Here is a 17,135-nt window from a genome sequence, read left to right as displayed (position 1 = left end):
CCGCCGCCCGGGTTGGGCGCGCTTTGCTGTTTCCTTATGCTCCGCACGAAAACTGCTTTTGTCCTGGCTGCCCTCGGCCTGCTGGCGGCCCGCCCGGCCGCCGCCCAAGTGCCCGCCGACGACCCCCGGGCCGCCAAAATCCTGCTGCCCAACGGCTGGTCGCTCACGCCGGCCGGGGGCCCCGGGCTGGCTCTCGGCGATTTGCCGCTCAACATGCAGCTCTCGCAATCGGGCCAGCTGCTGGCCGTCACCAACAACGGGCAGAGCACCCAGACGGTGCAGCTCATCGACCCGGTGACGCACGCACTGCTCGACGAGAAAGTCATCGGCAAGTCGTGGTACGGCCTGGCCTTCAATGCAAAAGCCGACCGGCTGTACGTGTCGGGCGCCAACGACAACATCATCCTGGCCTACCCCGTGGCTGCCCGCAAGCTGGGCCCCCCCGACACGCTGCACCTGGGCAAGGCCTGGCCGAAGGAGAAAATCAGCCCCGCTGGCCTGGCCGTGGACGGGCCCCGGCAGCGCCTCTACACCGTGACCAAGGAGGACAACGCGCTGTACGTGCTGGACCTGAAAACCAAGCGCACGCTGAGCCGGCTGGCCCTGGGCCACGAAGCCTACGGCTGCCTGCTGGCCCCGGATGGCAACACGCTCTACATCAGCCTGTGGGGCGGCGACGAACTGCTGGCCTACGACACCCGCACTAGCCAGATCCGGCAGCGCCTGGCCACCGAAAGCCACCCTAACGAATTGATTCAGAGCCGCAGCGGGCGCTACCTGTTCGTGGCCAACGCCAACGACAACTCCGTGTCGGTGGTGGACGCGAAGAGCTGGAAAGTGCTCGAAACCATTTCCTCGGCCCTGTACCCCACCAAGCTCACCGGCTCCACGCCCAACGGCCTGGCCTTGAGCCCCGACGAGAAAACGCTCTACATCGCCAACGCCGACAACAACTGCCTGGCCGTGTTCAACGTGGCCCAGCCCGGCAAGAGTGCCCCGCTGGGCTTCATCCCCACGGGCTGGTACCCCACCTGCGTGCGCACGCAGGGCAAGCAAGTGCTGGTGGCCAACGGCAAGGGCTTTTCGTCGCTGCCCAACCCCCGGGGGCCCCAGCCGGTGAAGCGCACCGACAACAGCGGTTACCAGGTAGGCATCATTAACGGACGTGAGCAGTACATCGGCGGGCTGTTCAAGGGCACGCTTTCGGCCATTCCGGCGCCCAGCGCGGCCCAGCTCAAGGCCTACTCGGCGCAGGTGTACGCCAACACGCCCTTCACGCCGGCCCTGGAGAAAGAGGCCCTGGGCGTGGCTGGGGGCCCCATTCCGCGGCGGGCGGGGGAGGCGTCGCCCATCAAGCACGTGTTCTACATCATCAAGGAAAACCGGACCTACGACCAGGTGCTGGGCGACATGCGCGCGGGCAACGGCGACTCGACGCTGTGCATTTTCCCGGAGCGCGTGACGCCCAACCACCACGCCCTGGCCCGCGAGTTTGTGCTGCTCGACAACTTCTACGTGAACGCCGAGGTGAGCGCCGACGGCCACAACTGGAGCATGGCCGCCTACGCCAACGACTACGTGGAGAAGTCGTGGCCCATCAGCTACGGCGGGCGCGGCGGCACCTACGACTTCGAGGGCACCCGCAAAATTGCCTACCCGCGCGACGGCTTCATCTGGGACTACTGCCAGCGCGCCGGCCGCAGCTACCGCAGCTACGGCGAGTTTGCCGAGAACGGCAAAACCTCGCTCAAGTCGCTCGAAGGGCACTTGTGCCCCCGGGCCCCGGGCTTCGACATGGACGTGAAGGACGTAGACCGGGTGCGCATCTGGGCCCAGGATTTTGACTCGCTGCTGGCCCGCGGGGCCGTGCCGCAGTTCAGCACCGTGCGCCTCAGCAACGACCACACCAGCGGCCAGAAGCTGGGCAAAATCTCGCCCATCTCGGCCGTGGCCGACAACGACCTCGCCCTGGGCCAGTTCGTGGAGCACCTCTCGCACAGCGCTATCTGGAACGAGTCGGTGGTGTTTGTGCTCGAAGACGACGCCCAGAACGGGCCCGACCACGTGGACGCCCACCGCTCGCCGGCCTTCGTCATCAGCCCCTACACCCGCCGCGGCGCCGTGGACCACACCCTCTACACCACGGCCGGGGTGCTGCGCACGATGGAGCTCATCCTCGGCCTGCCGCCCATGAGCCAGTACGACGCCGCCGCGCGGCCGCTGTTCGGCGTGTTCCAGGCCGCGCCCGCCGGGGCCCCGTACCAAGCCAAGGCCGCCCGCGTGCCGCTCGATGCCCGCAACACCGCCTGGAACCGCAGCGCCGAGCGCTCGGCCAAGTTCAACCTGGCCCACGAAGACGCCACCCCCGACCGCGACCTTACCGAGGTGGTGTGGAAGGCCATCCGCGGTGAGGACGCCGCCGTGCCGGCCCCGCGCCGCGGCGCCTTCCTGCGTCCCACCCCCAAGCGCGACGACGACGACGATTGAGGTAGCGCGCAAGCGCTGAGGCCCGCGGGGGCAGATTGGGGCCTTTGGTTCATAACACGGGCGGGCTCAGGGCCCCTGAATCGGGGCTCCGATCCAATCAAAAAGGTCATGCAGAGCGCAGCGAAGCATCTCTACTGCTGGGGCCCTGTGCTGTACCGCCAAGCTGTGCTTGGCCTTGCCTATGCTGCCCTGGGGGCCCCGGGACGAGGCCAAGCACAGCTTGGCGGTACAGCCCAGGGCCCCCCGCGGCGGCTAGTGGCCGTTGGTGTAGGTTTTGTGCTGGGGCCCCACGCCGGTGATTTTCACCGATTGCCAGCCCGTGGGCAGCGTGGTTTTGCGCTGCACAATGCCGGCGGGCGTGATGTCGAGCCCGCCGAAGCCCATGAGTACGGCTTGCAGCACGCCGCCCGCGCCGGTAGCAAAGTAGGGGTTGGTGCCGCCCTTGGTTTCGGCGATGACGCGGAAGGGCGGCAGCAGATTGGGTTCGTAAGCGTCTTTGAACCACAGCTTGGCCTTGTCCGCGTTGCCGAGGCGCGAATAGAGCAGCGCGAAGATGCCCTGCGTCATAGCCGGGGTGCCTTCGGTGGGCACGCGGGTTTCGTAGTAGGCCAGGTCCTTGCGGATTTGGGCGGGGTCGGTAACCGTTTTCAGCGGGTAGGCCAGCAGGTTCACGTCGCCCTGCTTAATGCCCTCGCCGTGGTAGGTGGCGTGTTCCTGAATCACGCCGTCGGCCATTTTCAGGATGGGAATGTTCTGGGCCACGAGCAGCCAGTCGGGGTTGGCGCGCAGGCCCAGGAGCTTGGCAGTAGCGGTGGCGTTTTGCAGGTTCACCTGGGCGGCGGCGTTGGTGAAGGCGTCGTTGTCCACGTTTTCGGCCCACTCGTCGGAGGCCACCACGTTCTTGATGTCGTAGTGCCCGGGGCCGTTGCGCTCCACCCGGCTGGCCCAGAAGTTAGCCGTGGCCGAAAGGATGGGCCAGCCTTTCTCGCGCAGCCAGTCCTTGTCCTGCGTCACGCAGTAGTACTGCCAGGCGGCCAGTGCCACGCAGGCCGAAATGTGGTGCTCAAACGGCCCGCTCAGGGCCCAAACCGGGGTCTCCTCCACGCCCGAGTCGGCGCTTTCCCAGGGGTACATGGCGCCCCGGTAGCCGTGAGCGAAGGCGTTGCGCCGGGCCGCTGCCAGGCGCTGGAAGCGGTATTCAACCAACGACTTGGCAATTTCGGGGTGCAGCACCAGCAGCGCCGGGAACATCCACACGTCGGTATCCCAAAATACGTGGCCGTTGTAGCCCAGGCCCGAAAGGCCCATCGGCGAAGGCGAGTAGTCGGTGCCCGCCCGCGAGAAACTGTAGAGGTGGTAGAGCATGCTGTGCACGTCCTGCTGGGCCTGCGCGTCGCCGGTAATCTGAATATCGCTCTGCCACAGGTCCTGCCAGGCCTTGGCGTGGAAATCGAGCAGGCGCTGGCGGCCTTCTAGGCGGGCAAAGACGGTGAGGCGCTCGGCCGCGTTCAGCGGGTCGGGGTCGTGGGCCGAGGTGATGCTGGAGCCCGTGATGGCGTAGCCGTAGGTCTGGCCGGCCTTCAGGGCCTTTCCGAACTTCATCAGGTGCATGTTGCTGTCCCACATCTCGTGGATGATGCGGGGCTCCTGCCCGTGCGGCTCCTCAAACAGAAAGCTGGTGGAGGCGCACAGCTGAATCTTGCCTGTCGGGCTCTTGGCCGACGACGTGAGCAGGCTGAGCGTGGCGTGGGGCCTATCGATTTCGTTGTAGTAGTTCTGCACGTCGCGCAGCGCGTCGGGGGCTTCCATCACGCTGGCCGCCGTCAGGTTTACATCCTTCTTGGCTGTGATGGATACGTCGAGCAGCACCGTGAAGGGCAGGTGGCGCAGCGCATAGTAGGTGTAGCGCACGGTGGCCTTGTCGGCGTAGTCGAAGGTGGTCGTCAGGGCTGCCCGCTGCATGTCCAGCTCCTGGCGGAAGTTGCTGGCATCCTGAGGCCCCAGGCGGCGGCCGTCCACCTCCAGGTACATGTTCAGCAGGTTGAAGCTGTTGAGGAAGTTGCTCACCCGGCCGCGGCCGTACTGGTCGTAGGCGCCGGCCAGCACCACGCTCTTCACCTGGAATGGTACCGGCGACGACACGATGCCAATCAGCCCGTTGGCCACCGTGGCGCCGTAGTAGTGGTTGGGGTCCACTTTGTCGGCGGTAATGCGCCAGGGGTCAACGGCCGTTTGGGCCCCCACGGGGCCCCAGGCCGCCGACCACAGCAGCGCCAGCACGCCAAAAAACAGGCCTGATTTGGGAAAGGAAATACGTAGCATCCGGGAGCAGGAGAGCGGTGAAAAAAGGGCTTAAAAGAAAGGAGGATAAGCGTGCGCTTATCCTCCTTTGCATCGTCAATACGCAAGCGGTGTGGGGCCCTGGGGCCCCACGGGGCTAGTACCCTGGGTTCTGGGTAATGTTCGAGTTCACGTCTACCTGCGTCTGCGGAATGGGATAGATGAGGTATTTCGCGTCGCTGGCGGGCTTGTCTTTACGTGCCTGCAGAAACGTGCCGAACCGGATCATATCCTGCCGGCGCCACGATTCGCCGTACAGCTCCCGGCCCCGCTCGTCGAGCAACGTGCTGAGGCTGAGCGAAGCCAGTGCGCTGGCCCCGCGCGAAGGGTGCGTGCGCAGTGAGTTGACAATGTCCAGCGCGGTAGCGCCGTAGGTGCCAGCGCTGGTGGCAGTGCCGCCCCGCATAATAGCTTCGGCTTTCATCAGCAGCACGTCGGCCAGGCGAAAGCTCACGTGGTCGTTCTCGCTGCTATTGCCACCTCTGGCCTCGCTTACGTAGTCGACGGGGTATTTGATGGGACGAATACCTTTGGCTTCGAGGTCGGCGCCGGTCTCAAACAGGTTGATGTCCTGCGTGAAAGCCAGCGGGGCCCCGCTACGGGTGGTCAGCGCGGCGCCGGTGCTCAGGTTGTACTGTTGGCCCACGAGAAAGCCCACGTTGATGCGGCTGTCGGGGTTAGCGGGCCCGCCCGATGTTTGATAGGCTACGCCCCGGCGTTTGTCGCCAGCCTCAAACAGGCTGTAGAACGCGGCCGTAGTGGCCGGGCCGTTGTAGCCGTTGACGGGCACCATGTTGTAGTGCGACACAAATTTCCAAAAATCGCGCGTAGGGCCGCCGTTTCCAAACGTGTTTTCCTGGGTGAAGATATTCTCCTTGCCAATGGCCGTGTTGTTGGGCGCGAAATTATCGAAGAAGTTGGTCGTGAAAGCGTACTTGTTGCTGCTAATAATCTGGTCGGCCAGCGTAACCACTTGGTTCATGTCGGCGGCGGCAAACGTGGGGGTGGCCCGATTGGCATACACTCCTTTGTTGAGGTAGCATTTCATCAGCAGCACGCGGGCAGCGTCCTTGTTGGCTTTACCGGCGGGACCGTCGGGCAGGTTGGCCTGCACCGCCGTGATTTCGCTGATGATGTAAGTCAAGGCTTCCGAGCCCTTGCGCACCCGAGCCAGCATGCTTAGGGTTTCGCCCGGCTCGCGGTACAACACCTGGTCGTAGAGGTCGAGCACCAAGTAGCTGGCCCAGGCCCGCAGAAACCGGGCTTCGGCCTGCTGCTGGTTATTTGGCGAGAAGCGCAGCAGGTCGGTCGCGGCATAGATGATGCCGTTGAGCTGGGTGTAGGTATCGCGCACCCGCTCGTTCTGGGCATCCCAGGTGTGATTGTAGAGGGCGCGCCACTTGCCGTTATCGTCCCAGTCGGGCCCGCGGGTGGGCATAATGCGGGCATCGGTGGATACTTCTTCCAAGGCAAACACGCTCACGCAGCCCTGAATGGGGTCACGCTGCGAGTTGTATACCCCTTGGAGCAGGGCCGAGGGGTCGCCCTTCGGAATCTGGTCCTCCGTGAGCTGGCCTTCGAGCTTCTCGTTGATGGCGCAGCCGCTGGTCATCTGGAGCAGCGCCAGCACGGCCGCCGCTCCGCCAATCTTAAAATATCGCATGGTGGGTAATAGAAGAGAGTATTAGAGAGAGAAGTTGACGCCGAACGTGAAGGTGCGGGCACTCGGGTAGGCCAGGTAATCGATGCCCACCGACGGCACCTGGTTGGCCCCCTGCTTGATGGTATTGATTTCGGGGTCGAAGCCCGTGTATTTGGTAATCACAAATAGGTTTTGCCCGGTGGCGTAAATGCGGGCGCCCTTCGCGAAGCCGGCCACGTCGCCGAGCGAGTACGAGAAGGTCAGGTTGGAGAGCTTGAGGTAGTTGCCCTTCTCGAGGTAGCGCGTGGAGGCGGCTGTCGGGTTGCCGGTCGATTCTTTAATCGGACTCTCAAAGGTGGAGAGGGCAATGTTTTTGCCGGCCCCGATGCCGCCCACCGCGCCAATGGCGTTGAGGGTGTTGTTGTAAATCATCTGGCCAAATACACCCGTCATGTTGGCTACAACCGAGAACTTAGCGTAGCGGGCGTTGAGGCCCATGCCCAGCAGGGTGCGGGGGTTGGGGCTGCCAGCGTACACGATGGCGCCAATGTTGCTGAGGCCCTGGTCGGTCAGCCCGTTGTACTGGGGCAGGAAGAAGGCGTTGATGGGGTAGCCGTTGCGAATGCTCTCGCCCAGGGCGCCCGAGAGCCCCTGGCCGTTGATGGCGCCGGTGGGGATGGCGGCGCCCACCAAATCGGACACCTCGTTGCGAATGAAGGTGGCGTTGGCGTTGAAGCCCACGTCCACTTTCTCATTACGCACGATGGCCGTCGTCAGGCTGAGCTCGACGCCTTTGTTCACGATTTTGCCGTCGAGGTTTTCCCAGCGGATGGCCGCGTTGGCGGGGCGGGGCTCGCCGGGCGTGGTCGGAAACAGCAGGTCGGTGGTGGTTTTGTAGAAGTAGTCGGCCGAAAAGGTGAGGCGGTTATCAAAGGCCCCGATGTCGAAGCCGGCGTTGTACTGGGCATCCGACTGCCACTTCAGGTCGTCGTTACGGTCGTTGAGCGGCGACTGGGCACCGTTGTTGTCCAGGGTGTAGCGGTACTGGGCCGAGCCGGCCGGAAACTCCTGGTTGCCGGTGCGCCCGTAGCCCGCCCGAAACTTGAGCTGGCTCAGGCGCTCGGCCGGGAAGAAGGCCTCCTGGCTCAGGTCCCAGGCCGCGGCAAACGAGGGGAAGTAGCCCACCCGGTTGTTGGGGCCAAACTTGGTGCTCTCGTCGCGGCGCAGCGTGCCGGTGAATACGTAGCGGTCCTTATAGTTCAGGATAGCCCGGCCAAACACCGATTGTAGCGCCGATGAGGGGTCAACGAACGACGAGATGCCGCGGTTGCCGGTGCCCGAGTACTGAATGTAGTTCGTGTAATCGAGACCAAACGAGCCGAAGCCGCCGGAATCCCGGTTGCCGTAGGCGTTGACGTTGGAGCCCGAGTTGGCGAACTTCGTGTACTCGTAGCCCAGCAGTGCGTTCAGGTTGAAATTACTGGTTAGCTGCTTGTTAAAGTTCAGGGTGTGGGCTATCTGCTGGGTCAGTAGCTCGTTGTGGCTGATGCTGGCGTAGCCCTGACCCTCAATGCCGGGGTAGTTGATGAGGCGCTGGTCGACGGAGGTGCGCCGCTCGCCGGTGTTGTAGTTCACGCTCACCAGGGCCCGGTACTGGAGCCAGTCGGTAAACTTGTAGTAGGGGGCCGCGCTGGCCAGAATGGTCGTCACGCGGGAGTTGTCATTATATAGCTCCTGGGCGGCCAGGGGATTTATCACGTCGCCGGCCTGTATGAAGAGCGAGCCGTCGGTGTTGCGTAGGTTCTGGGTGGGGTTCCACTGCAGGGCTTGCCCGATGAGCGAGCTCCGGGAGCCGGCGTCCGTCGTGATGGGGGCCAGCTGCTCTCTGAACTGGCTGGTGGCAATGTTCACATCCAGTCCCAGCTTCTTGCTTTCCAGAAACTGGAGGTTAGTCGCTAGGTTGGCGCTGAACTTCTGGAAGCCTGTTTTGCGCACGATGCCATTCTGGTCGAGGTAGCCCAGCGAGAGGCGGTAGCGCCCCGTTTCGTTGCCGCCGCTCATGGCCGCGTTGTAGTTCTGCACGCGGCCGGTGCGCAAAAGCGCCTTCAGTGCGTCGGTATCGCCGCCCTTGTCGCCGTTGGCTACGCCGTAGTACGTGAGGGCTTGGCGGTACTGGCTGGCATCCAGATACTTGGGCCGGCGCAGCAGGGTCGAGAAACCGCCCGAGGCTCCCACGGCCAGCACCGGGGCCCCCGTCTTACCCTTTTTAGTGGTGATGAGTACCACTCCGTACGCGGCCCGCGAGCCGTAGATGGCCGTGGCAGAGGCGTCCTTGAGCACCGTTACCGACTCCACGTCGTCGGGGTTCAGGAAGTTGAGTGGGTTGCTGTCGGCACCCGCTCCCACGTCGGTCGAAGCCACCAGGCCCGGGCGAGCCGAGCGTCCGTCGAGCGGCACGCCGTCGACCACGTACAGGGGCTGGCCCGTGCCGGTCACGGCCGAGTTGCCCCGGATTTTGATGCTAGCCGCGCCGCCGGGCTGCCCGCTGCTATTGGTCACCTGCACGCCCGAGGTGCGGCCCTGGATGAGCTGGTCGGGCGAGGTGAAGGTGCCCCGGTTGAATTCCTTTTCCCCCAGCACTGCTACGGCGCCGGTTACGTCCTGCTTGCGGGCCGTGCCGTAGCCGACTACTACTACATCGCTCAGGGCTTGGGCGTCGTCCTGCATGGTTACCTGCACCGATGATTTGTCCGTTATGCTGACCTTCTGCGTGGCGTAGCCAATGAATGAGAAGGACAAGGTGGTGGCATTGGCGGGCACTTGGAGTTGGAACGTGCCGTCTGACCCCGTGCTAGCCCCGACTGTGGTGCCGGGTACTACAACTGTAACCCCCGGTAGGCCGACCGCTTTGCTGTCAACCACCTTGCCTGTAACCGGCCGAAGTGCCTGTGCCTGGCTCAGCAACGGGAATAGGAGAACGAGCAGGGTGAAAGCCAGCAGCTGTAGCAACGCGGGCTTGGCCCGGCCAACCCGTTGGAGAGCGGGTTGCTCATATAGGTTGTAGCGTTTGTACAGGTTATTACTCATGAGTGAAAATTGAAAGTGGGAAAAAATCTGGGAATGAAATGCCAATTTGGCAGCTGCTCAAATGCAATCGTTGACGCAACCGTTCCCGCAAACGATTACGGGAGGTGGCAGTATTGCTTAGGGTTTTTGGAGAGGACCTTTGACAGAGTAAAATTACTTACCTGTGCTGAATTTATATAGTTTATTAATATCTAAAAATGTTAAAAATTCATCATTTTTAGAGAAAATATAAAATTCAACGAATTAAATATAGTTAGTTTTTTCTAATAATGCCTGTCTCTCCGCAAAGGCAGCCGTAGCTAAGCCGTAACTATAGTAGCTACCGAAGAGGCACCAGGCAACCAGGTTGGAGTAAGCTTAACCTTAGCGGACTGCAATAGGGCTGAGGTCGGTCAGGCGCAAAGCGGTCATTTGGGCAGGGCCGCCTTCGGCCGTGAGGGTGATGCGGCCGGTGTGCTGCCGCGGGAAAACCAGGTCAGTCAGGGTCGTTTCGCCATCTTGGGCAAACACTTCCACCACCGATTTATCAACCAATAACCGCAGCTGTAGCTGCCCGTTGCGCAAGGGTACGCGGGCCGTTTCGACGCTGCTGGCAAACATGGAGTGAAAATCCACGTTGCCCGACTGGGTGCGGTCGAGCGTCAGGGTTTGCCGGGCCACGTCGTAGCGCAGGGTGGTGCGCTCAGCGGCGCTTTGCAGCACGTTCAGGGCGAAGCTTTTGGCGGTGCCAGGCGTCAGCGTCAGGCTCAGGTCGTAAGATTCGCCTTTGAAGGGCACCTCGTAGCCAGCGGTGCCAGTAGGGATAGCATGGGTGGGTACGTAGAGGGCTTCCTTGCCCAGCGTGCGTAGCTCGGCCACGGGCTGCTGCACCAGCGTCAGGCCCTGGGGCGTGCGGCGCAGGCTCAGCTCGCGGGGTACGGCGAAGCAGCCGCGCCACTGGTCGCCGGTGGGCACGGTGGGGGCGTAGGCCCAGTCGTTGGCCCAGCCCACCAAAATGCGCCGGCCCTTGGGGACATTGCCGAAGGTGACGCCGGCGAAGAAATCCTTGCCGAAATCGAGGTAAGTGGGCTCGTCGTAGGGCTGGTCGGGCACAAAAGTTTTGCCATCGAACCGGCCCAAAAAGTACTGCTGCCCGCGGAACTGCTCGGCGGGGCCCCCGGCCGAAATCAGCAGCACCCACTTGGTGCCGCCGTCCGGCACGGTCAGCTCAAACAGGTCGGGGCATTCCCACTCCTTCACGGTGTTGCCGGCGCGGCCCCAGCGGCTCAGGAACGTCCACTGCGTGAGGTTCTTCGACTCGTACAGGTACACCTGCTGGCGGTCGGCTTTCACGGTGGTCATCACCCACTTGCGCTGCAGGGCGTACCAGAATACCTTGGGGTCGCGGAACTCCTTGCTGCCGATGTCGAGCACCGGATTCTTAGCGTAGCGCTGCCAGGTCAGGCCGTGGTCGGTGCTGTAAGCCAGCTCCTGCCGCTGGCGCAGCACCACGCCCGGCCGCTCCACGTGGCCGGTGTAAAAGGCCACCAGCCCATCGGTGGTGCCGGCCGGAAACAGGCCCGAGGCATTGGCCGAATCCACCACGGCGCTTCCCGAAAAGATCATCGTGTTGCTGCCGTCGGCGTTCTTGTACTCGGTCAGGGCCGTGGGCTGGGGGGCCCAGTGCACCAAGTCGGGGCTGGTGGCGTGGCCCCAGGCCAGGTGGCCCGGGGTGGGACCCTGCGGGTTGTACTGGTAAAAGAGCTGGTACTGGCCGTTGGTGTACACCAGCCCGTTGGCATCGTTGATCCAGTTTTTGGGCGCTGAGTAGTGGTACACCGGCCGGTACGGGTCGGTGGTGGGGGCCCCCGCGGGAGCGGTGGCGGCCGGCGGCGCCGGGCTGCTGCACGCACCCAACAAAACCAATGCGCAGGGAAGTAGTGATTTCACGCGGGGAAGAAGCGGGCGAAAACTAAGCGGCGGGCGCGGCGGCCAGGGCCCGCACCTGCGCGGCCGTAATGGCCGGCGTGGCGCCCTGGTAAGTGGCCACCAGGGCCCCGGCGGCGCAGGCAAAGGCCAGGTAATCAGCAGGCTGTTCGCCAGCGAGCCGGCCCGTGAGCAGGGCTGCCAAGAAGGAATCGCCGCTGCCAATGGTATCCTGCACGGTAACGGGCCGGCCGGCGCTCTGGTAAAGCTGGCCACCGGTCCAGAGCGCGGCTCCGTCGGCCCCCTTGGTCACGCACACGGCTTGCAGGCCGAAGCGCTCGGCCAGCCAGGGCAGGGCCGTTGCCTCGGCCGCCGGGGCCCCAAACCAGTCCGTGATTTCGGCCAGCTCGTGGTGGTTGAGCTTCACCACGTCGGCCTGCTGGAGCAGGTAGGTCACCACCTCGCGCGAGTAGTGCGGGGCCCTAAAGTTCACGTCGAACACCTTGAGCCCGGCGTGTTCCAGCAGCTGGTACAGGGTGTCTCGCGAGGCCGGGCTGCGGGCCACCAGGCTGCCGAACACGAAGGCATGAGCCTCGGCCACCAGCTCGCCCAGTGCGGCGTCGTACTGGATGTAATCCCAGGCCACGGGCTGCACAATCTTGTAAACCACCTCGTTGTTGTCGCTCACGTTGGCCTTCACCACGCCGGTCAGGTGGGTTTCGCCCTGCTGCACGTAGTCGGTGCTGATGCCTTTGGCAGCCACAAAATCCAGCAGCTCGGCCCCCAGGTCGTCGCGCCCCACGCGGCTGATGATGAGCGCCTCCGCGCCAAAATTGTGCAGGTGCACCGCCACGTTGAGCGGGGCCCCACCGGGCTGCTTGCCGGTGGGCAGCACGTCCCAAAGCATTTCGCCGAAGCAGGCAATGGCCATCTGGTAATTGGTGAAGGAGTGAGTTGTGAATGAGTGAGTTGCGAGGGAGTGAGTTGCGAAGGAGTGAATTGTGGAGGAGCATCAATAACACTCTTTCGCAACTCACTCCTTCACCAATTGCCCCTAATGAATCACCAGCGTGCGGTCGGCCTGCTCCAGGCTGGTGCCCTTGGTTTCGGGCATGAAGCGCAGCACGAACACGAGTTGCAGCACCATCATAACGCAGAAAAACGTGAACGTGGGGCCCCCGCCCAGTCGCTCGGCAAAGTAGGGGAAGGTGAAGGCGATGACCGTGGCCATCACCCAGTGCGTGCTGGAGCCCAGCGCCTGGCCCCGCGCCCGCACGGCGTTCGGGAAGATTTCGGAGATGAACACCCAAATGACGGCCCCCTGCGAAAACGCGAAAAAGGCGATGTATACGAACAGCAGCACCGGCACCAGCACTCCTCCAAACTGCTGGGTATAGAAGGCCCGGGCCACCAGCCCCAGCGTGGCAATGAGGCCCACCGAACCCACCAGCATGAGCGTGCGCCGCCCAAACCGATCAATCAGATTGACTCCCAACAGCGTGAAGATGAAGTTGATGAGCCCAATGCCGGCCGACGAGAGCAAGGCCGCGCCCTGGCCCAGGCCGGTCATTTCGAAGATGCGCGGGGCGTAGTAGATGATGGCGTTGATGCCCGACACTTGGTTGAAAAAGGCGAAGGCCACGGCCAGCAGCACCGGCGTGCGGTACTGCGGGTCGAAAAGCGAGCCGCTCTGCTGAGCCGAGTGCGCCTGCGAGGCGAGGATGGCAGCCACGTCGGCGTCCACCGTTTCGGGCTCGATGAGGCGGAGCACGTCGCGGCCTTCCTCGGTGCGGCCGTGCAGCAGCAGCCAGCGCGGGCTCTCGGGCACCCGGAACAGGAATAGCAAGAAGGCAATGGCGGGCACGGCCTGCACGCCCAGCATCAGGCGCCACGAATGGTCGCCCACATTGGCCAGCAAGTAGTTGGACAAGTACGCCACCAAGATGCCGAATACAATATTGAACTGGAACAGGCCCACGAGCCGGCCTCGCGAGCGGGCCGGTGAAATCTCCGAAATGTAGAGCGGGGCCGTGACCGACGAGGCCCCCACGCCCAGGCCACCCAAGAAACGGAACACCAGGAACGGCACCCAGGCCGGGGCCAGCGCCGCGCCCACCGCTGATACTAGGTAGAGCACCGCAATCCAGCGCAGGGTTTGGCGGCGGCCCAGTCGGTCGGAGGGGATGCCGCCGAAGATGGCCCCGATGACCGTACCGATGAGGGCGATGGAAATCGTGAACCCGTGCTCAACGGCATTCAACTGCCATAGCTGCTGAATGGCCTTCTCAGCCCCCGAAATGACGGCTGTATCGAAGCCGAACAGGAAGCCACCGAGCGCCGTAACTAGGGACCAGAACAGGACTTTGCGTTGCATGGAAGAGGTAGTGGGAACGATTGCCCAAATGTCCGCTATTCTTTCGGTTTTCAACCTGCTGCTTTCCTACAAATCATTGCAAGATTATTGCAATCATCCATTATCGCGCTAATAATTTGATTAATAACGTGATAATGGATGATTGTCTGAAGTACAAACCTGATATCTGTAATAATCCGACGCGATTTGCAAAATTCCGTCAGGGCCGGGCAGGGGCGTGCAGGGCCCTGTACTCGGAGGGCGACACCTGGTACTTGCCCTTGAAGGCCGTGGAGAAGTAGTAGGGCGAGGAGAACCCCGTTTGGTAGGCCACCCCGGCGATGGTGCTGCCCTCGGCGAGCAGCAGCTGCCGGGCTTTGGTGAGGCGCAGGCCCTGGATATAGTCGGTAACGCCGGTGCCGAGCATGGCCTTCACCTTGCGGTAGAGCTGCATTTGCGACACGCCCAAGTGGCGGGCCAGATCGTCCACGCTCAGGGCGGGCTGATCGAGGCGGGCTTCGATGGCGGCAGTGAGGTCGGCCAGAAATTTCTGGTCCACGCGCTGCGGGGCCACCGTGGCGGTGGTCACACTCAACTCGCGCCGGAAGTGCTCGCGCTGCTGGCCGCGGTTGCGCAGCAGTGTGCGCAGGCTCTCGATGAGGAAGGTGGGGTTGAACGGCTTGGTGAGGTAGAGGTCGGCGCCGGCCTGCACGCCGGCCACCTGCTGCTCGGGCGCGTCGCGGGCCGTGAGCAGCACCAGCGGGATGTGGCTCGTGCGCCAGTCGCCCTTGAGGGCCGCGGCCACCAGAGCGTGACAACCGGTTCGGCGGGCAAAACCGGAACGTGATGCCGCGCCGCCGCGCCGTTTTCTCAAACCCGTCCGCCAACTCGCGCACGAAGGCCACCAGGTTGCCCTCGGTGGCGCGCACGGCCATTTTGCCCACGTCAATCTTGCGGAAATCCAGCAGCTGGGTGTTGCGGCGCACCAGCTGCAAGTCGTAGCGCTGGGGGGGCTGAGGCCAACGGGACTGGTGAGCAAATCATCCACGGGGCCCTGGATAAGGGTGAGCGGCGTGGGCAGCTCGTGCGAGAAGTTGGTGAAGAAGCACATCTTGGCCTCGGCGGCGCGGCGGGCCTCCTCGGCCAGCGCGTCAATCTGGTTGCGTTGGGCCCTGATTTCCGCGTTCTGCCCCTCCAGCGTGCGCCGGATGCGGCGGTTCACGCGCGACGAGCGCCAGGCCAGGGCCCCCAGCAGCACGGCCCCCAGCAGGCTGGCGCCCAGTAGGTACCCCGTGGTTTCCTGGCTGGCGTAGCGGCGCTGCTGGGCTTGCAGGCGGCGCTGCTGCTGGCCCAGGTCGCGGCGCTGCACGGCCAGCTGCTCGGTTTGGGTGCGCATGGGGCCCACGTTGGTCGAGTCTACCACTATGGTAACCAGCACGTTCTCCTTCTCATAGGGTTGGTGGGCCAGGATGCGCAAGGCCGTGCGGATGGCCTCCTCGCCGCCCGTGGGGTAGAGCAGCGTGGCGTTTAGGGCCCCGTCCTCCACCAGCTGCAAGCCGTTGCCGGGCCCCGGCAGCCCATCCACCCCAATGATGCGGACGTGGGGCCCCAGGCCCTGCGCTTGCGCCACCTGGCGGGCGGCGCGGCCCATGGGGTCGTTGTGGGCAGAAATCAGGTCCACGTCGGGGTGGGCGCGCAGCACGGCCGGCAGCCGCTGGCGCACCGAGCCGGGCAGCCAGTCGCCCTGCACCTGCGCCACCAGGCGCAGCCCCGGGTAGGCGGCCAGCGCCTGCCGGAAGCCCTACGCGCGGTCAGTGGCCGGCTACGAGCCGGGGCCCCCAGCACTTCCAGCACGCGGCCGCGCCTGTGCAGCAGCTGCGCAGCGTAGTGGCCGGCCGTGCGGCCCACCTCCAGGTTGTTGCCACCCACGTAGGCCGTGTAGAGGCGCGAAGTAATGCGCCGGTCCAGCAGCACCGCCGGAATCCCTTGGTTGTAAGCTGCTACAGTTAAGATCAGTTAGGGGCCCCGACTGGTTGGGGGAGATGATGAGCAGGTCTACCCGCTGCCGGATGAGGGCCTGCACCTGTCGCCGCTGCAAGGCGGTGTTGTCGTGCGCGTCCAGCGCCTCAAACTGCACGTTGGGGTGAAAGCTCAGCTCTTTTTCCATGCTCGCCCGCATGGCCTGGCGCCAGGCGTCGCCGGCCGTGCACTGCGACAACCCAATGCGGTAAGCGGGCTCCGGGCCCGGGCGCAGCCGGCCAGCGCCAGTAGCGGCAGGACCAGCAGAAACCAATGCCTCCACGAAAGCAGGTTGCTCAGGGAGAAAAGGAAGGTGCGCAAAGGGGAGATTTGGAGTGCGCAACGTAAGGTGGCTTTTTTTCGGGCCCACCGCTACCAGCGCGGGGTGGGGGCGGGGTTCCCGCACTGGTGGCGGGCCCCGGGCCCCCCCCTGGTGGCGCCGCGGCGCCATCCGCCCCCACCAACGGCCGGGGACCAAACGCTGTCGTTTGACCGCAAAGGTTACCGATATGCAACCGCCCAACCGGGGACTGGTGCACACATTAAATTTACGCTCATGCCCACGCAGCGGGCAGCGATTGACCAAGGCAGATAACGTATTAGTAGCCAGTGGCTCCGATGCTGGTTAGGTAAGTGGGGGCCCCGCTGCCGGGCGCTGGGGGCTCCTAAGTTTACGTCGGCGATACGTGCTATAAGGTAATTTGCCGGCATGAAATACCCGCCCGACTGCAACATCAGCAGCTTTTTCACCAGCACATTACCCCCGCCATGCGGCAACCAAAGGCCCGGTACGGCTCCGGTGCATCGCTGCCGGGCAGTAGCAATACCGCCATTTATGTGAGCCTGAAAGAGCGGCCCGGTGGCTTGGCGTACACTAGCATTTTAGGGCCCCCGTCTGCCGCGCCGGCGCAGTACTAGCAATAGATGATGGCGGGCAATTGCCAGCCCCAGAACTTGGCCGACGAAATCGCCGCTGGCTTGGTTCCGCCAGGGTTTCTCCACAGAGAAAGAAAAGACCAGGCGTGCAGTACCTCAAAGGCGAATACTGTTTTTTACCAAAAACCCAAAACACCCCAACCATCTTCTAATATGGCAACCTCCGAGTATTTCAAGGGCATCGACAAGATTAAATTTGAAGGCCGTGAGTCAGATAACCACTTGGCTTTCAAGTGGTACGACGAAAATCGCGTGGTGGCCGGCAAGACCATGAAGGAGCACCTGCGCTTCGCCACGGCCTACTGGCACACCTTCGTGGGCACCGGCGGCGACCCCTTCGGCCCCGGCACCAAGAACTTTGCCTGG

9 protein-coding genes and 2 pseudogenes are annotated in these 17,135 nt (G+C 63.7%); 2 read left to right on the top strand and 9 right to left on the bottom strand.

Going from position 1 to position 17,135, the window contains the following annotated elements; translation table 11 throughout:
• Nucleotides 1–36 precede the first annotated feature (36 nt).
• A complete protein-coding gene (locus BEN49_RS01305; RefSeq protein ID WP_070739653.1) occupies nucleotides 37–2,487 on the top strand; it encodes a bifunctional YncE family protein/alkaline phosphatase family protein in 2,451 nt (816 codons plus the stop codon).
• A gap of 252 nt (nucleotides 2,488–2,739) precedes the next feature.
• On the opposite strand, the gene BEN49_RS01300 is transcribed toward BEN49_RS01305, so the two are convergent.
• The 9 genes and pseudogenes from BEN49_RS01300 to BEN49_RS27465 all read right to left on the bottom strand — a co-directional run bounded on the left by BEN49_RS01300 (nucleotide 2,740) and on the right by BEN49_RS27465 (nucleotide 16,116).
• Nucleotides 2,740–4,809 (bottom strand): kojibiose hydrolase, encoded by a 2,070-nt coding sequence (locus BEN49_RS01300; protein WP_070739650.1) that lies wholly within the window; start codon nucleotides 4,807–4,809, stop codon nucleotides 2,740–2,742.
• 115 nt (nucleotides 4,810–4,924) lie between these two features.
• On the bottom strand, nucleotides 4,925–6,490 hold the full coding sequence (locus BEN49_RS01295) for a RagB/SusD family nutrient uptake outer membrane protein (protein ID WP_070739647.1): 1,566 nt from the start codon (nucleotides 6,488–6,490) through the stop codon (nucleotides 4,925–4,927).
• Nucleotides 6,491–6,511: 21 nt separating this feature from the next.
• Nucleotides 6,512–9,556 (bottom strand): SusC/RagA family TonB-linked outer membrane protein, encoded by a 3,045-nt coding sequence (locus BEN49_RS01290; RefSeq protein ID WP_083325656.1) that lies wholly within the window; start codon nucleotides 9,554–9,556, stop codon nucleotides 6,512–6,514.
• A gap of 363 nt (nucleotides 9,557–9,919) precedes the next feature.
• Entirely contained in the window at nucleotides 9,920–11,485 is a 1,566-nt protein-coding gene (locus BEN49_RS26220) for a glycoside hydrolase family 32 protein (RefSeq protein ID WP_158022704.1), read from the bottom strand.
• Between the two features lie 22 nt (nucleotides 11,486–11,507).
• Entirely contained in the window at nucleotides 11,508–12,392 is an 885-nt protein-coding gene (locus tag BEN49_RS01280; RefSeq protein ID WP_239691766.1) for a carbohydrate kinase family protein, read from the bottom strand.
• Between the two features lie 123 nt (nucleotides 12,393–12,515).
• Nucleotides 12,516–13,835, bottom strand: coding sequence for a sugar porter family MFS transporter (locus tag BEN49_RS01275; protein WP_070739644.1), 1,320 nt, complete (start codon nucleotides 13,833–13,835; stop codon nucleotides 12,516–12,518).
• A 199-nt stretch (nucleotides 13,836–14,034) separates the two neighbouring features.
• Entirely contained in the window at nucleotides 14,035–14,925 is an 891-nt protein-coding gene (locus tag BEN49_RS30370; protein ID WP_317040377.1) for a helix-turn-helix domain-containing protein, read from the bottom strand.
• Between the two features lie 360 nt (nucleotides 14,926–15,285).
• Nucleotides 15,286–15,603, bottom strand: a pseudogene (locus BEN49_RS30365) (substrate-binding domain-containing protein); the annotation flags it as partial.
• A 33-nt stretch (nucleotides 15,604–15,636) separates the two neighbouring features.
• Entirely contained in the window at nucleotides 15,637–16,116 is a 480-nt protein-coding gene (locus tag BEN49_RS27465) for a type 1 periplasmic-binding domain-containing protein (RefSeq protein ID WP_158022703.1), read from the bottom strand.
• Nucleotides 16,117–16,922: 806 nt separating this feature from the next.
• On the opposite strand from BEN49_RS27465, the pseudogene BEN49_RS01265 reads away from it, so the two are divergent.
• A pseudogene (locus tag BEN49_RS01265) lies at nucleotides 16,923–17,135 on the top strand (xylose isomerase); the annotation flags it as partial.

Source organism: Hymenobacter coccineus, assembly GCF_001816125.1.
GTDB lineage: Bacteria > Bacteroidota > Bacteroidia > Cytophagales > Hymenobacteraceae > Hymenobacter > Hymenobacter coccineus.
Note: the sequence above shows the minus strand (reverse complement) of the source record. Positions and strands in the feature narration are given on the sequence as shown.

Coding starts and splice junctions, on each gene's coding strand:
- BEN49_RS01305 (WP_070739653.1), top strand. CDS start 37: ATGCTCCGCACGAAAACTGCTTTTGTCCTGGCTGCCCTCGGCCTGCTG.
- BEN49_RS01300 (WP_070739650.1), bottom strand. CDS start 4,809: ATGCTACGTATTTCCTTTCCCAAATCAGGCCTGTTTTTTGGCGTGCTG.
- BEN49_RS01295 (WP_070739647.1), bottom strand. CDS start 6,490: ATGCGATATTTTAAGATTGGCGGAGCGGCGGCCGTGCTGGCGCTGCTC.
- BEN49_RS01290 (WP_083325656.1), bottom strand. CDS start 9,556: ATGAGTAATAACCTGTACAAACGCTACAACCTATATGAGCAACCCGCT.
- BEN49_RS01280 (WP_239691766.1), bottom strand. CDS start 12,392: ATGGCCATTGCCTGCTTCGGCGAAATGCTTTGGGACGTGCTGCCCACC.
- BEN49_RS01275 (WP_070739644.1), bottom strand. CDS start 13,835: ATGCAACGCAAAGTCCTGTTCTGGTCCCTAGTTACGGCGCTCGGTGGC.
- BEN49_RS30370 (WP_317040377.1), bottom strand. CDS start 14,925: ATGTGCTTCTTCACCAACTTCTCGCACGAGCTGCCCACGCCGCTCACC.